The sequence below is a fragment of the Paeniclostridium hominis genome, assembly GCF_014306135.1.
In the GTDB taxonomy this organism is placed as follows: Bacteria; Bacillota; Clostridia; order Peptostreptococcales; family Peptostreptococcaceae; genus Paraclostridium; species Paraclostridium hominis.
This window is the reverse complement of the sequence record NZ_JACRWD010000001.1, coordinates 12,878-30,164: the sequence shown is the minus strand read 5'-3', so window position 1 is coordinate 30,164 and position 17,287 is coordinate 12,878. Positions and strand designations below refer to the sequence as shown.

Genomic DNA, 17,287 nt, shown 5'->3' with positions numbered 1-17,287 from the left:
TTTAGCCTTCAATTAAAACAGTTTCTTCATTTATTAAAAGTTCACATTGTAAAGCTTTTTCTACAGCTTCTACAATTAAATTTTTCTTTATTATTTCATCACATTTATTTATTTCTTTATACATGACTATATCTTCTTCTATGAAATTAATATGACTTCTAACTATGTTATATGCTGCTTCAGTACCAATACCTAATTTTTTCTTTCCTCTTAAATCTATAGCTTGTACTGCTCCTAATATTTCCATAGCTAATACATTTCTTGTATTCTCCATTATCTCTTTGGCTTTTCTAGCTGCTATTGTTCCCATAGATACATGATCTTCTTGATTTGCTGATGACGGTATTGAGTCTACACTTGCTGGATGTGCTAATACTTTATTTTCTGAAACTAATGATGCTGCACTATATTGTACTATCATAAAACCGGAGTTTACTCCTCCATTTTTAGTTAAAAATGCTGGTAGTCCATTACTTAATGCTGGGTTTACTAGTCTTTCTAGTCGTCTTTCTGATATGTTTGCTATCTCTGATAATGCTATTCCCAAGAAATCGAAACTAAGTGCCATAGGTTGACCATGGAAATTACCTCCTGATATTACATCTTCTTGTTCTGGGAATATTATTGGGTTGTCTGTTACTGAATTGATTTCTATATTTATTTTATTTCTTACATACTCTATTGCATCTTTACTTGCACCATGGATTTGTGGTGAACATCTAAGAGAGTATGCATCTTGAACTCTTAAATCTCCTTGTTTTGTAGTCATTTCACTTTCACTTAATATATCTAATACATTTTTGGCTGTATTAATTTGCCCTCTGTGAGCTCTTACTAAGTGTACTCTTTCATCCATTGCACATGTAATTCCATTTAAAGATTCCATAGTTAATGATAAAGCAACATCTGCTAATTTTAATAAGTTCATAGCATCATATGTAGTGAGAGCTCCTATAGCAGTCATTACCTGAGTTCCATTTATAAGTGCTAATCCTTCTTTTGATGATAATTCAGGTAAGATATCAACTCCTGCAAGATTCATAGCTTCTTTAGAAGTCATTCTTTTGCCATTATATATCGCTTCTCCTTCACCTATCATTGTAAGTACCATATGTGCTAAGGGTGCTAAATCTCCAGATGCTCCTAATGATCCTTTTTCTGGTATTATCGGATGTACATCATTATTTAACATACCTAATAAAGTGTTTAAAGTCTCAACTCTAACGCCTGAATAACCTTGTGATAAATTATTTATTCTAAGTAACATTATGGCTCTTACTATATCTTCTTCTAGCGGTTCTCCAACTCCACATGCATGGCTTATAATTAAATTTCGTTGAAGTTTATGAGTTTCTTCTTTAGATATAACTACATCTGAGAATTTTCCAAATCCTGTAGTTATACCATATACAACTTTTTGCTCATCAACAAATTTATCTACTAATTTTCTAGATAATTTAACTTTATTTATCACATCATCACTTAGCTCTACTTTATAACCGTTTCGTGATACATTTACTACATCTTCTATAGTCAAATCTCTTCCATCTATAATTATTTTATTCATATCTATTTCCCCCTATAAAAAATAAAAATTTAAATATGTAAGTATTTAAGTATCTTCTACAAATAAAATTTATTTCCTTTGTTTTAAATATATATTGTTAATTAATTATATATTTTTAAATTTATATATAAAGTTATTTTTTTAAATTTAATTTTAATTTATCCAAAATTGTCGATTTTATAGTATATATAATAAAAAGCATGTTATCTAAAATAGATAACATGCTTTTTATTAGTGTCTTTCTATAACACTTTCTCTTTCTACTATTCTATATGGAAGTTCTACTTTTTTATTATCTAAAACTTCTTTATCAATCATTTTTATTACCATTCTTATTGCTACAGCTCCCATATCATATAAAGGTTGATGAACTGTAGTTAATTTAGGTCTATACATAGAAGCTATTTTTGCATCGTTAAATCCAGCTACAGATATATCTTCTGGAACTCTATATCCTGCATCACATATAGCATTAAGAGCTCCTATAGCTGCTTCATCACCTGTAACAAATACTGCATCAGGTATATTCCCTTCATCTAGTACTTCTTTCATTTTATCATATCCATACTTATATGTAGTTCCTGCATTTTTTACTAAAGATTTATCTATGTCTATGTTATTGTCTTTCATAGCCTTCTCAAATCCTAAGTATCTTTCTGCTTCTAAAACAGTATCATCTTCACTAGTCATTATAAATGATATCTTTCTATGACCTTTATCTATAAGATACTTCGTCATATCGTAAGTAGCATCTGTATTGCTTATACTTACAGAGTAAACATCATAGTTTCTCGCAGTTTTACTTACATATACTGCTGGTATTCTACAATTTTGTATATAGTTTAAATGCTCTTCGTCTACCTTCCAAGACATCATAACTATACCCTCTACTTGTTTAGCTCTTAATAAGTTTATACTTTTTAATTCTTGCTCCTTGTCTGAATATGTATTTGCTAATAATATATCATAATCATACATCTTAGCAACTTCTTCTATTCCGTTTAATAATTCACTAACAAATGAATCTGAAACTTCTGGAACTATTACTCCTATTAATTGACTTTTTTTGGTTACTAAGCTTCTTGCTAATGGATTTGGAACATATCCAGTTTCCTTTATAACATCTAACACCTTTTGTTTTACTTCATCAGTAACTGGCTTAGAATCATTTATTACTCTTGATACTGTAGATATAGAAACGCCTGCTTTCTTAGCTACATCTTTTATTGTTACATTTGTTTTCATTTAGCATTCCTCCTTATCTTCATTTTTACTATATTTAATAAAATATATTCTTTAATCTGTGCAAAAATTAATTTTATCATAATTTTAAAACGATTTAAATATATTTCGACAAAAAATAACACGCCAGTATATTACTGACGTGTTATTTTTGTATATTTTACTGTTATCTAATTAGCATCCACAACCATCATTATCATCAAAGAATCCTGCACAAGAACAAGTTATTAATAATAATATTAAGAAAGGTATCCATGCCATTATATCAATTTCTACCCAAGTTTCTCCAAATGCTAAGAATAAGAAGAATAGTACTATTATCCACCATGCTCCTCCACCAAAACATCCATCGTTTCCGAAAAATCTTGTTAACATACATTTACCTCCTGTTAGATTTTATTTTTAAAATTTAGTTAGTTTTCATATCTAACTATTTTATATATTATGAATCTATATATTTTTTGGTTACTTATTATTTTTATCTTATTAGTATATTAACTATTTTAATATCCTCTATTAAAAGCATCCATCACAGCAAAGAAGTATTAATAATAGTATTAAGAAAGGTATCCATGCGCATATATCTAATTCTTCCCAACAATCTCCAAATGCTAAAAATAAGAAGAATAATACTATGATTACCCATCCACATCCGAAGAATCCATCTTCACCAAATAATCTATCTAACATTTCACTTTCCTCCTGATGTCAATTTGCTAAGATGTCTAATTTTAAACTAGAAGCATCCTCCACAACTACATAATATTAATAAAACTATTAAGAAAGGTATCCATGCACATATGTCTAACTCTTCCCAACAGTCTCCAAATGCTAAGAATAAGAAGAATAGTACGATTATCCACCATGCTCCTCCACCAAAACATCCATCATTTCCAAATAGTCTATCTAACATTGCGTTACCTCCTGTTGATGATTAATTATTTGAGCTTTCGCTCTTAAAATATACTATGCATGTTAAATACTTTTTGATAATAGTTTTATAATTTTTTAATACTATTTTTAAAATTACACACTTAATATTTTTTAATTATAAAAATAGTAAGTATGTAATTTTAAAAATAAAAAAAGACTACCTTAAGGTAGTCTTTTTTTATTTTTAATTAGCAGCCACAATCAAATCCGTCATCGCATCCATCAAATCCACATGAGCAAACAATAAGAAGTAATATTAAAAATGGAATCCAGTCAGTTATACATATTTCTGACCAGCATTCTTGAAATGCTAAGAATAAGAAGAATAATACTATTATCCACCATGCTCCACCGCAGAAGAATCCATCTCCACCAAATAATCTACTTAATGATCCCATATATACCCCCTAATTTTTTGGATTGCTAAATCTTTATTTTATTATTTAGCTAACCCATATTTAAAAAATATTTTTAGAAGTCATATCTCAAATGTATCATACTCTTAATTTATACTATGGGATTTTTAAAAAACGGTTACTATTTTATTATTATTTTTTTATAAATTTTTGATATTTTACTAAATTGGCAATAAAAAAAGCTCTATATAGAGCTTTTTTTATTAACAACACCCATCATCAAAGTTAAATAATAAAAGTATTATTAATATTATCCAAATCCATGAATTGTCATCACAAAAGAAGTTATCAAGTATATCTGTTCCTAATAATAAAAATACTATTACAGCTATTATTAATAAACTTGATCCTCCAAATGGTGAATCACATCCACATCCAAAACTTCTTAGAAGTTTATCTAGTTTTGACATATGGTTACCCCCTTTAAATGTTGGAAACCTTATAGATTTCCTTACTTATTCATATGCTCGGGTAGATAAATATGTTACTTCTAATAGATTCTTGTCTAATAAACTATCTAGTTCCTTTTCTGATAAATCATTGTATCTTTTTACCAATTCTAAATGTTTATCTTTTTCTTTTCCATCAGATATACTATTAACTAAATTTTCTATTGATTTCATCCTATAATTTTTATATTTCTTTGTGAAAAAAGAAGTTTTTGTGTCTTTAATATGTGATTTAATATTCAACAGTCTAGCTATGTACTCATCATTATTTTTTAATACATAATCTTCTTTTGTAATAAAATCTTCTAATATCATATTACCTTCTATTACATATGAACTTATCCTTTGAATATCTAAGTTTATGATATTGTAATATGAGTTTATTAATAGCACTACTACTACGCATATAGACGATGCTAATAAACCTATATACTTCATAACCATTCCTCCTATGTTTTTGTTTATATAAATATATATGCTTGTTTTACTACAATATTCTAATTTTTATATAATTTATATTGAAAATTTCTAGTTCTTATATTAAACTACAATTAAATTATTAATTTGATTTAGGAGGTCTACTATGTTTGAAAGAATTAGGGAAATAATAGCTGAGCAATTAGGCATTGATGATTTAGATACTATAACTTTAAATACATCTTTAACAGAAGATTTAGAAGCAGATTCTTTAGATGCCGTAGAAGTTATAATGGCTTTAGAAGATGAGTATGGTATTGAAATTCCTGATGAAGAAGCTGAAAATTTCAAATGTATAGGAGATATATGTTCTTTTATAGAAGATAATAAATAATAAAAAACCGAGTTAATGACTCGGCTTTTTTATTTTTCCTCATAAAATTTTACATTTTTTATAGTTATATCTATACTTCCATCAGGATTTTGCTTTACACTATATTTCATAGGATCTTCAAAATTGCTTAAATCCCCTTTTATATCAAAACCTGTATCTGTTTTTATACTTCTTTTTTTAAGCTTTTTCTCTATCCATTCTTTATCTATGCTAAATGATTCATTTAAACCTTTGTCTTCCATATGCTCTTTAAAACTTTCTTTTAAATCAACGCTATCTATAGACTTCTCAACAAATTCATCTAAATCTATTTCTTCTTTTTCTTTTAAAGTATAATTTAATACACTTCTTATATCCTCAGCTTGTTTTATATCATTAGCTAATGCATTTGTTATCCAAGTTTCTGCACTACTTTTAAATACTTTAGTTTTATACTTATCATCAACTATCTTATCTGCATTTAAAAACTCATTTATAAACTTAGATTCTAAATGTTCCTTTTCTGCATCTTTATCTAAAAGTCTTAAATGATATTCATCATTAATTCCTGTTAATCCTACAATTGCACATTGCTTTTGTCTTTGAGTTTCTGGTATACCTATTTCATTAGGTACCATTTGTATATTGAATTTATCATCTATAAATTCTATAGAATGTGTATATAATCTTTTGTAATCTAATTTTAATATACCAACATACTTCTCATCTTTTATTGTATATAAACAAATTGCTAAATCACAAGATTCTAATTCAGCATTGATTTTCATAGTATCAAATAAATATGCTGCTATTTCTTTAGAATTTTCTAAGAATGTGCTTTCATCATATATTATTTGCTCACAACAATTTTTAACTATATTATTTTCATAATCTTTGAATATACCTTTTCTTAAGTCATCATCTTTACTTACTCTTTTAATTATTTTTTGAAAAAACTTATCTACTTCTTGACTTATTTTTCCTTCAAAATCATTTAATATAGGTACTTCACTATTTTTATCTAGTACATGTACTATAAACTTATGTATTATCATGTTTACACCTCTATCTTAATTTTTCTATTAATTTTTTCATATCTTCTGGAACTTGTGCTTTAAATTTTAATTTTTCTTTAGTTCTTGGTTGCTCAAACTCTAAACTATAAGCATGTAGGGCTTGTCTATTAATTAAATCTTCATCCACATAACCATATAATTCATCACCTATTATTCCATGTCCAATGTGATTCATATGAACTCTTATTTGATGAGTTCGTCCAGTCTCCAGCTTAACCTCTAGAACTGTAGCATCATTTAACCTCTCTATTACTTTATAATGAGTAACAGATTCTTGTCCACGCTCATCAACTATTCTTTTTATACTATCTTCAGTCTGTCTATATATAGGTGCATTTATAGTTCCAAAATCATCCTTAACCATACCTTTAACAACAGTTATATACTTCTTATCTACTTTGTCTTCACTCATATCTGTAGATAATGTATGATGTGCATATGCATTTTTAGCTACTATTACAAGTCCAGATGTATTCATATCTAATCTGTTCACAAATCTAATCTTAACTTTTTCATTTTTCTTAATTATATAATCTGTTACCCCATTAGCAATTGTATTATCACTATGACTTTTAGTTGGATGAACAACCATAAATGGAGGTTTATTTACCATTATCAAATCAAAGTCATCATAAATTATATCTAAGTTTAAATCTTCAGGTGTGAAATTAGCCATATCTTCTTCTATTTTCACTTCTATTAAATCGCCTTTTTCTATGTTGGTACTAGGCTTTTTAAATTTTCCATTTACTAATACAGTTTGCTCTCTTTTCATTTTTGATAAAGACCTAACTGAAAAATTTAATTTATCTAATAATATTTCTTTTAGTGTTGAGTTTTCATCACTTGTGTAAGATATAATATTATATTTTTGTTCTTCTTTTTTGAACAAATTTACACCTACTTTCATTTATAATAACATTATCTATTTTATACTATTTTTACATAATAGATAAGACTTTTTATTTATATCATACATTTTTACTAGAGTATCAATTACTTTTTAAATTATGTTATAATACAAGTGTAAAGAGGTGGGGATATGAAAAGAACGATAACTATAAATTCAAATTCATTAGATATATCTTTAAAAACTAGAGAGATTTTAACTGATAAACTTATTAATGCTGGTTTTTATGTAACCTATGATTTTGATATTAATTCAGAACTTATAATCTCTATTGGAGGCGATGGTTCTTTCCTAAAAACTGTTCATGATTTTAATTATCCTGAAATTCCTATTTTAGGCATAAATACTGGACACTTAGGATTTTTTACTGATGTCTACCCTGACTTTATTGATAAATTTATTGATGATTATATAAATAATAATTTTATATTGCAAGATATTTCCCTTATACAAACTACAGTTTGTTCAAAAGGAAGTTGTATAGATATGTATGCAGTTAATGATGTCGTAATAAAAGGCGATAAATCCAGGACCATACACCTAGAATTGAGTGTTAATAATAAAGATATTCAAAACTTTAGTGGAGATGGGCTATTAATCTCTACACCAACTGGATCTACTGCATATAACTATGCTGCTGGTGGTAGCATAGTAGATCCTAGTCTAAAACTAATGCAATTAACTCCTCTACACCCTATAAATACTAATGCATATAGATGCTTTACTTCAAGCATAATATTCCCTCACGATGCTGTTATAGGTATTTTACCTGAGTATAGATTTGAAAATGCATTATTAGTGGTAGTTGATGGTGTTGAACATAGACTTGAGAGTATAACAAATATTTCAATTACAACATCTGATGTTAATATAAAATTAGTCAGGTTAGTAAATTATGAATTTTGGAGTAGAGTTGCTGATAAATTTTTATAATTTTAGGAGGTATTCTTATGAAAATAGGCGTTATGAGTGATACTCATGGTAGTTTAGTGTATTTTGAAAAAGCTTTAGAAGTTTTATCAGATTGTGATATTTTACTTCATGCTGGTGATGTTTTATATCATGGACCTAGAAATGATTTACCTAAAGGTTATAACCCTAAGGGAGTAATATCTAAAATAAATGAATTAGATAATATACTTATAGCTAGAGGAAATTGTGATGCTGACGTTGACCAAATGGTTATAAACCATCCTATCCAAGGTCCATATGTCTTAAGTCAATTTGGAGAAACAAGAATTTTAATAAATCATGGATATGTAGATTCTAAGGAAGAAACTATCAAAAAAGCAAAATCTATGGGTGCTGATATATTAATACTTGGACATACTCATGTAAAAGAATTGTATGTTGATGAAAATCTAATTGTTATAAACCCAGGAAGTACATCAATTCCAAAAGATGGATCTCACTCAGTTGCAACTATAGATATAATTCAGACTCATGACGAATTAGATTTAGATATAAACTTAATAGATATAAATACTAAAGAAGTTATAAATTTATAATAATTATTAATTAATTAAAATATAAAAAATGAACTCTATTTAGAGTTCATTTTTTATATTTATTTTAAATTTGTATAATTCTCAGCTATTCTAACTATTAATTTAGCTCCTTTTTCCATTGCTGAAACTGGTATACATTCATTTTTACTATGGAAGTTTAATCCACCAGTAAATATATTTGGACAAGGTAATCCCATAAATGATAATCTAGCCCCATCTGTACCTCCTCTTATAGGTACTATTATTGGAGTTATGTCAGTTTCTTTCATAGATTTTTCAACTATATCAACTACAAACTTAACTGGCTCTACTTTTTCTTTCATATTATAATATTGGTCTTTTAAGTCTAGAGTTACTCTTCCTTCATATTTTTCATTTATTTTTTCTATTACAGATTTCATAAACTCTTTTCTTTGTTCAAATTTAGCATTATCATGATCTCTTATTATATAAATCATAGAAGCTTTTTCAACATTTCCATTTATATCATTTAAATGATAGAATCCTTCATATCCTTCAGTAGTCTCAGGTCTTTCACTTGCTGGGAACATTTCAGATATTTCTGCTGCTATATGTAGAGCATTAACTAATTTATTCTTTGCACTACCTGGATGTACATTTCTTCCTTGTATAGTTATAGTAGCTGCTGCTGCATTGAAGTTTTCGTATTGAAGTTCTCCAAGTATTCCACCATCTATAGTATATGCATATTTTGCTCCAAATTTTTCAACATCAAATAAATCTGCTCCTCTACCAACTTCTTCATCTGGAGTAAATCCTATTTTTATATCTCCATGTTTTATTTCTGGATTATTTATTAAATATTCTATAGCAGTTACTATCTCAGCTATACCAGCTTTATCATCTGCTCCTAATAAAGTAGTACCATCTGTAACTATTACATCTTCACCTATTAAAGTTTCCATTTCTGGATAATCTTTAGGAGAAGTTACTACATTTAACTCTTCATTTAAAACTATGTCTTTACCATCATAGTTTTTAACTATTCTTGGCTTAACATTTTTACCAGTTACATCTGGAGCTGTATCTAAATGAGATATAAATCCTATAGTAGGAACTCCTTCTACATTTCCTTTTAATGTAGCCATAACATAGCTATTTTCATCAACATGTGCATCTTCAAGACCTAAACCTTTTAACTCTTCTACTATGTATTTAGCAAATACTCTTTGTCCTTCACTTGATGGACAATTTGAGTTTTTAGGATCTGCAGTTGTATCAAATGTTACATACTTTAAAAATCTTTCAAGTACTCTTTCTCTCATGGCAAATTTTCCTCCAATATTTATAGTTATTTAAATTATATTTTTGTATCTCCATCTTTAAAATTAAAGGAATACGTTTTAATTATAATACTTTATCCAAAATTTATCAAATATAGTGTTATTCAGAAATATAGATTTTCCAATGCTTCTAAAAAAGTTTTATTAAAAATTTTTTTAAATTATTCATGTAAAATAAACCAAAATAATCTTTCTAAAAATTGTTAAATTTTAAAATTTTGTATATTATTTGATATTAAAAAAGGTACTATAAATAGTACCTTATGTGAACACTCTTATTTTCTTTATTCTATTTTTATCTAAGCTTTCTATGCAAAATTTCACATTATCAACTTCGATAACTTCATTTTCTTCAGGTAATCTTTTTAAATAACCAATTATAAACCCTCCTATAGAATCAAATTCTTCTGACTCTAAATTTGTTCCTATAAGTTCGTTAACTTCTGATATTTTTTTACTACCATCTACTATAAATTCATCTTCTTTTATTACTTGAATATCTTCATCATCTTCATCGTACTCATCTTCTATTTCTCCAACTATTTCTTCAACTAAATCTTCTATAGTTATAAGACCAGAAGTTCCTCCATATTCATCTACGACTATAGCCATTTGACTTTTATCTTTTTTCATTTCTTCAAGTAACTCTGTTATTTTTTTGAATTCATAAGTGAAAAATGCTTCTCTTACATATTTTTTTATGTCAAATTCATTTATTTCTGATTCACTTAAAAATACTATATCTTTTATATTAACTATTCCAATTATATCATCCACAGACTCTTCATAAACAGGCATTCTACTAAATTGTTCTTCTTTAAATATATTTATTACCTCTTCATAACTATCTTGTGCATTTATACAAACCATATCTAATCTTTGAACCATAGCTTCTTTGGCTTGCATATCTCCAAATTGAAATACATTATTTATTATTTGTCTTTCTTCTATTTCTAAAACGCCTTCTTCGTGACCTACATTAACCATTGTTTTTAATTCTTCTTCAGTAATATATGGTTGTCCCATATTACTTTGTATTCCAAACAACTTAAATATAACTTTTGTAATAATATTAAACACCCATACTATAGGTTTTAAAATTAATATTATTAATTTTATAGGTTTAGAAACTAATATAGCTACTTTCTCTGAGTTGTTAGCAGCTATTGTTTTTGGAGTTATTTCTCCAAATATTAAAACTAAAATAGTCATTACTGCAGTAGCGACTGGAACAGCTTCTGGTCTTCCATTTAATATAGTTATAAATAATGATGTAGACAAAGATGTAGCTGCAATATTAACTATATTATTTCCAACTAATATAGAACTTAAAAGCTTCCCTGAGTCTTCTGTTAATTTACTTACTAAATTAGCTCCCTTAACTTTTTCTTCTTGCATATGCCTAATTCTTATTTTACTAAGTGACATTAAAGCTGTTTCAGATGCTGAGAAGAATCCTGAAGCTATAAGCAATACTCCTAATATCACTAACTGAATAATAATACTACCCTCGGTCGAACCCAATTTTTACCACACTCCTAATTTATTCTTTTCATATAATTATATCATAATGTTTAAAAATTTGGAAATAACATTAAATACATACCACTACCAATCAAGCTTTAATCAAATACCTAAATAAAAATTTTTAGCTTAATTAATTATATATATTATATTGTTCATTTAGAAGTAAAATTATCATATATATAATATATTTTTTATATCTACACATACTACTTATCAATATATTTTTATGAGGTATTATATTAAAAAGTAGTAATTTTACAAATAAATACTTATATTATATTCCTTATATATAAGTAAATTTTATATAATTTAATCAACTTAGAAAACTTAATAAAATTTAAGGTAAATATAATATATAAACTATAAAAAATTACACTCACACAACGTATATCCTTATATGGATAGAATACGATTTGAAGAATTTTCATCTTATTTTTACTTAAATAAATATAAATATTAATAACAAATATTTATAAATTCTTATTTTAAATAGTAACAAATATTATTTTTATTCATATAATGACATTAAGAAAGATAAATAATCATCTTTCTTAAAAAACAAGATTTAATAGATATGAATAATATTAAAATACTTGTTAATAATTCAAATATGATCGGAAAATAGATAATTTCTATCCCCCCTTATTTATCACCTATACCCCCCTTGTATAGGTGATTTTTTTATTTATTTTTTAATTTAAATGAATATAAAATTGTAATTTGTAAATAATTATAATGTACGAGAAAATATAAATATATCTCTCCCCCTAATAATAAAAAAATACAATGGTTTAAGTTCATCTTAAACACATTGTATTTTTTTATTTTAACTATATTCTATTTTAACTTTTGAACCATTTCCAGCTTCACTTGGACTAACTATTAATTTCACTGGTACTCTATTTTTTAGTTCTTCAACATGACTTATTATACCAACACTTAGCCTATCACTATGAAGTCTTTCTAAAGAATTCATAACAATTTCTAAAAGTTCACTGTCTAAAGATCCAAAACCTTCATCTAAAAAGAAAAATTCAAGTGGAGCACTTCCTTTAAGTTGTATTTGTGATGATAATGCTAATGCTAAAGATAGTGATGTTAAAAAAGTTTCCCCTCCAGATAAAGTATCAACACTTCTTCTTATTCCACCATTGAAATCATCCCTCATTACAAAATTTAAAGTTGAATCAATTTCTAATGCATATCTACCCTTAGTTATATCCTTTAATCTCTTAGAAGCTTCTATCGCTATATATTTTAATTGGCTTGTTGATACATATTCAACTAGCTTATTTCCTTGTATAACTTTATCTAGGTCTTCTAATAAATCTACTTTATGCTGAACCTTTTTAAATTCTTTGTTTATGTCTTCTATTTTATCTAAAGCTTCTTTTAAATTATTTGCATGTAATTGTTTTGCACCCTTATTTGAATTTATATTCTCAATCTTAATTTTAATATCAGCTATATTTTGCTTTAACTCATCATAACTTTCTTTAGTTACATAATCTTTTCCTATCTTGCTTTTTAAATCTTTTATTTTTAATTTTATTCTACTACTTTTCTCCTTATAATCTGATATTTCATCTTTTAATTTATTAATGTATTCTTCATCTAATATACATCTTTTTACTGCATAAATCGATTCAAATTTATATTCATTCAATAAATTATTTAATATCATTTGTTGATTTTCATATTGTTCTTTAGAGTTTTTTAAGCTTCCTTCTACATTATTTTTTTGTGCTAGATGTTCTTCTATACTCTTTAATTTATCATCTTTTTTTAGATTTAAGCTACTTTCTTGATTTATTATATCATTAATAGTAACTTCAACATTTTCTAGTATAATTTTTGCAGATTTACCTTTTGTTGTAGTTATTAACTCATTATACTTTTCATCTCTTATCTTTTTCTTTTCTTGACCTAAATCTTTAAGCCTAGATGATTCTAAATCTTTTTCATGAATTTGTTTTTGTATTAATTCAAGTTTTTCTATACTCTCACTTTTTTCTTTTTGCTTTTGATCTAATTTTTTATCTACGTCCTCTAGTGTCTTTTCATTATTATTTATTTCATTTACTTTAGATTTTATATCATTTATCTTTAGTATACTTTTTAAATTTAAATACTTATCTTTTGTAACATTATGCTTATTTTCTATTTCATCTATATCTTTATCTATATTTTCTAGAGCTTTTTTTGTGCTTTGTATATATTCATCCAATTTTATATATTCTTTTTCTATTTCATATTTATTTTCTTTTAATTGCACAACTTTTTTATCTATATCTTCTTTATCTTTTCTCCATAATTCTACATTAACTTTTAAACTATCCAATTTTCTTTTCTCTTCATTATATTTCCTAGATAATTCATCTACATTATCATTTCCAATTTTAAAATTTAATTCTTTTAACTCTTTTTCTTTAATTTGATATGCTGATTTTATAGAACTATTTTTTATATTATATTTATCTAAATTAGATTTTAATGATTTTTCTTCTAATTTATAGTTTTCTAATTTTGAACTTGTATACTCAACTTGACTTGATGTATTAGTTAAATCAAATTTCACATGATGAGTAGATCCACAAACTGGACAAGGAGTATTCTCTTTTAATTCTTTTCTTAATTCATTAGCTAAGTTAATATATCTTAAATTGTTTAACTCTTTTTCTAAGTCTTCTATTTCCTTAGATTTTCTTTCTAGTTTATCTTCTATTGAGTTTATTTCTCTTTCTACTTTAAATTTTTGTTCTTCTATTGTATTTAATTCATCTTTTACTATTTTTTTTCTATCTTTATAATCTTTTAAAATTTCTATTTTATTTCTAAGAATTGCTAAAGACTCATTATTTTTTATTATATTATCATTATCTCCTGGACATTTATTATTTATAGTTTCTTGTTTTTTTATCGCTTCTTCTAAGTCTTTGTTTATATCATCTTTATGTTTTTTTGATTTTCTAAAATCAAATTCTTTTTCTGAAAGTTCTTTTTTTAATATATCTCTTTTTTCTATGCTTTTTTTAATTTGGGTATCTAATACTTCATATTCTTTTTCAGTATCATAAGCTAAAAATACTTTTTGTTTCAAATCTGCAGAAATTCGTAAATCTTTACTTTTTGTTTCTAATTCATTAATATATCTTTCAATAGATAGTTTGCTTGAGTTTAATTCTGTTTTAGATTTATCTAAACTTTCTTTTTCAATTATTAATTTTTTATAATCAGCTCTTAATATTAAAAGTTCCTTATCTAATTCTTCTACTTGAGATTCAAGTTCTATAGCTCTTTCAAGTTTTACTTTTTTTTCACTTAATCTAGGTAATTCTGTATCTTTTTTATTTTTTATTTCTTCATATTGTTTTTGAATTAATATAAGTTCTTGTTTCTCAATATTAAGTATATTGTCTATATCTTTTACAATGCATTTATCTTTATCTATGCTTTTTTCTAAAGAACTTATATTTTCTATATAAGGTTTAATTTTTTCTGCTTTATATGCATCTTCTAGTTTATTTTCTTTTTCTTCTATTTCTTTTGATTTTAAATCTACTTCTTTTTTTTCAAGTTCATATTTTTCAAGTTCTAATTGCTTTTCATATATATCTTTACACTTTTCAAATTTTAATTCTATGTCTTTTAATTCTTCTTTATATTTACTTTCACTTAAATTTAACTCTTTTAATTCATTTAATACATTTTTATATTCTTCTTCAGATATTCCTTCATATCCACCTAGTTTTGTATTTAAGATAAGTAAATTTTTATTTTCTTCATTTTTTCTTTGTCTTACTTTATCAATTAACATTCGACCATACTTTTCTAGTCCAAAGATTCTCTCAAGCATATTTCTTCTTTCAGATCCTGTTAACTTTAAAAAATCGTTAAATTTTCCTTGTGGCAAAACAACTGATCTTGTAAAATCGTCAGCTGTAAGTCCCACTACTTCAGAAATTTTTTTATTAACTTCAGTTGCTTTATCAGCTAAAACAGTACTTTGTTCATCATTGTGTATTTCAACTAATCTGCAGTGACTAGTCAATATACCCCCTGTTTTAGTTCTTTTTATAGTTCTATCCACTATATACCTTCTTTTAAAATCTTTACTTCCTATTTCAAATTCATAAGATATATTAGCTTTGTCACTAGCACTATTTATATACTCTTTAGTGTTTCTTGGTATATTACCATACATAGCCATAGTTATAGCATCTAATATTGTCGATTTACCACTACCTGTTGGTCCAAATATTCCAAATAAACCTCTTTCTGTTAATTTCTCAAAATCTATAACTTGATTATCTACATAACTATTTAATCCACTTAATTTTAATTTAATTGGCCTCATTTATGTCCTCACCCTCTTCACTTACTATATCTAAAAATAAATCCATCAGTTCCCCCTTAGGTTCAACACCTCTACTAAAAGAATAAAATTCTTTAAAAAGTTCTCCCATAGATTTTTCTTTCATATCAATAACTTCTTCTTGTTCATTAGATGTAATTATAGGTCTAATTTCTATAATATCTTTTAGTGTATCTTTCATCTTTTTTATATCTGATTGAGCTAATACTTCTTCTGTCTTTATTTCAAAATAAGACCATATATCCCTATCTTTATTTTCTTCACATATTTTTAAAGCTTCCTCTATTCCACTACACTTAAATACTTCTATTGGTTTATAATTTTTAAAATATATTTGATTTATTTTTGGTTTTTCACCTGCTTTTATATCAACTATATTAGCTCCTTTACTATAACTTCTTTCATCTTTACTGTATTGAAGAGGAGATCCTGAATAATATGCATTAAGTCTTTCTGATACTTTTTGTGGTTTATGTAAATGTCCCAGAGCTATATACTGAGCATTTTGAGGTAAATCCTTAGTATTTACAATAAGACTTCCTCCTAATTCTATAGGCCTTTCAGAATCTGTAGTCTCTCCTCCTAAAACAAATAAATGTGATACTGCTATATTTATGGTATCTTCTTTAAATCTTTTAGTTGTTAATTTAAAGATTTCACCAATTTTTTCAGTATAAGTTTGTTGTTTATCTTTATCATCTGTACTCTTTACTAAAACTTCATTTAATCTTTTTTCACTTGGATAAGGAAGTGTAGATATGACTACACTCTCATCCTTTATTTTTAATTCTACAACTCCTTCTTCACTAAAAACTATCTCAAATCCATTGTACTTATAAGGTTGTGTATAACTATTTGGCATACCTAAAATTATTATTCCCTGTTCATGAGCTAATGGACTTGCTGCTGATAATCTTTCTGGGTTATCATGATTTCCAGCTATAATAAGCACACATCTTTTTCCACTTTGAGATAATTCACTTACTGTTTTATAAAATAACTTTTCAGCCTGTGCCGGAGGGTTAGATGTATCATATATATCCCCAGCAATAATAACCATATCTATATCATTTTCATTAACCAAATCAATAAAATCTTTACAAAACTTTTCTTGCTCAGCCAATCTTGAATGACCTTCTAGATTTTTACCTAGATGCCAATCTGATGTATGTATAAACCTCATAATATTC

The 17,287-nt window shown here is 26.1% G+C and carries 17 protein-coding genes; 3 read left to right on the top strand and 14 right to left on the bottom strand.

The window, feature by feature from the left end; all coding sequences use genetic code 11:
- Position 1 precedes the first annotated feature (1 nt).
- The 8 genes from hutH to H8891_RS00090 all read right to left on the bottom strand — a co-directional run bounded on the left by hutH (position 2) and on the right by H8891_RS00090 (position 5,045).
- Positions 2-1,567 (bottom strand): histidine ammonia-lyase, encoded by a 1,566-nt coding sequence (gene hutH / locus H8891_RS00125; protein ID WP_187004708.1) that lies wholly within the window; start codon positions 1,565-1,567, stop codon positions 2-4.
- Between the two features lie 231 nt (positions 1,568-1,798).
- Entirely contained in the window at positions 1,799-2,812 is a 1,014-nt protein-coding gene (locus tag H8891_RS00120; protein ID WP_147546132.1) for a LacI family DNA-binding transcriptional regulator, read from the bottom strand.
- A 171-nt stretch (positions 2,813-2,983) separates the two neighbouring features.
- The gene (locus tag H8891_RS00115; protein ID WP_147546130.1) at positions 2,984-3,184 is read right to left on the bottom strand and encodes a hypothetical protein; all 201 of its coding nucleotides are present in this window, start codon (positions 3,182-3,184) and stop codon (positions 2,984-2,986) included.
- Positions 3,185-3,325: 141 nt separating this feature from the next.
- A complete protein-coding gene (locus tag H8891_RS00110; RefSeq protein ID WP_147546128.1) occupies positions 3,326-3,499 on the bottom strand; it encodes a hypothetical protein in 174 nt (57 codons plus the stop codon).
- Between the two features lie 46 nt (positions 3,500-3,545).
- Complete coding sequence (locus H8891_RS00105; RefSeq protein ID WP_021125081.1) at positions 3,546-3,722, bottom strand: hypothetical protein; 177 nt, start codon at positions 3,720-3,722, stop codon at positions 3,546-3,548.
- 208 nt (positions 3,723-3,930) lie between these two features.
- A complete protein-coding gene (locus tag H8891_RS00100; protein ID WP_147546124.1) occupies positions 3,931-4,140 on the bottom strand; it encodes a hypothetical protein in 210 nt (69 codons plus the stop codon).
- Between the two features lie 221 nt (positions 4,141-4,361).
- The gene (locus tag H8891_RS00095; RefSeq protein ID WP_147546122.1) at positions 4,362-4,568 is read right to left on the bottom strand and encodes a hypothetical protein; all 207 of its coding nucleotides are present in this window, start codon (positions 4,566-4,568) and stop codon (positions 4,362-4,364) included.
- A gap of 45 nt (positions 4,569-4,613) precedes the next feature.
- A complete protein-coding gene (locus H8891_RS00090) occupies positions 4,614-5,045 on the bottom strand; it encodes a hypothetical protein (RefSeq protein ID WP_147546120.1) in 432 nt (143 codons plus the stop codon).
- A gap of 145 nt (positions 5,046-5,190) precedes the next feature.
- Between H8891_RS00090 and acpP the strand changes: the two genes are divergently transcribed.
- Positions 5,191-5,418 carry an acyl carrier protein gene (acpP, locus tag H8891_RS00085; RefSeq protein WP_147546118.1) on the top strand — a complete coding sequence of 76 codons (228 nt, stop codon included), beginning with the start codon at positions 5,191-5,193 and terminating at the stop codon, positions 5,416-5,418.
- Positions 5,419-5,447: 29 nt separating this feature from the next.
- On the opposite strand, the gene H8891_RS00080 is transcribed toward acpP, so the two are convergent.
- A complete protein-coding gene (locus H8891_RS00080; protein ID WP_187004707.1) occupies positions 5,448-6,452 on the bottom strand; it encodes a nucleoid-associated protein in 1,005 nt (334 codons plus the stop codon).
- A 10-nt stretch (positions 6,453-6,462) separates the two neighbouring features.
- Positions 6,463-7,365, bottom strand: coding sequence for an RluA family pseudouridine synthase (locus H8891_RS00075; protein ID WP_187005920.1), 903 nt, complete (start codon positions 7,363-7,365; stop codon positions 6,463-6,465).
- Positions 7,366-7,515: 150 nt separating this feature from the next.
- On the opposite strand from H8891_RS00075, the gene H8891_RS00070 reads away from it, so the two are divergent.
- Both H8891_RS00070 and yfcE read left to right on the top strand, forming a co-directional pair.
- Entirely contained in the window at positions 7,516-8,316 is an 801-nt protein-coding gene (locus H8891_RS00070) for an NAD(+)/NADH kinase (RefSeq protein WP_187004706.1), read from the top strand.
- 17 nt (positions 8,317-8,333) lie between these two features.
- On the top strand, positions 8,334-8,891 hold the full coding sequence (gene yfcE / locus H8891_RS00065; protein WP_187004705.1) for a phosphodiesterase: 558 nt from the start codon (positions 8,334-8,336) through the stop codon (positions 8,889-8,891).
- A gap of 59 nt (positions 8,892-8,950) precedes the next feature.
- Here yfcE and pepT read toward each other — a convergent pair whose 3' ends face one another.
- From pepT to H8891_RS00045, 4 genes are all read right to left on the bottom strand, one after another.
- The gene (gene pepT, locus H8891_RS00060) at positions 8,951-10,177 is read right to left on the bottom strand and encodes a peptidase T (protein ID WP_147546107.1); all 1,227 of its coding nucleotides are present in this window, start codon (positions 10,175-10,177) and stop codon (positions 8,951-8,953) included.
- A 279-nt stretch (positions 10,178-10,456) separates the two neighbouring features.
- Positions 10,457-11,683 (bottom strand): HlyC/CorC family transporter, encoded by a 1,227-nt coding sequence (locus H8891_RS00055; protein WP_270647805.1) that lies wholly within the window; start codon positions 11,681-11,683, stop codon positions 10,457-10,459.
- Between the two features lie 865 nt (positions 11,684-12,548).
- Positions 12,549-16,079, bottom strand: coding sequence for an AAA family ATPase (locus H8891_RS00050; RefSeq protein WP_187004704.1), 3,531 nt, complete (start codon positions 16,077-16,079; stop codon positions 12,549-12,551).
- Complete coding sequence (locus H8891_RS00045; RefSeq protein WP_187004703.1) at positions 16,066-17,280, bottom strand: exonuclease SbcCD subunit D; 1,215 nt, start codon at positions 17,278-17,280, stop codon at positions 16,066-16,068. The genes H8891_RS00050 and H8891_RS00045 overlap by 14 nt, the downstream gene beginning before the upstream one ends.
- Between the last annotated feature and the right edge of the window lie 7 nt (positions 17,281-17,287).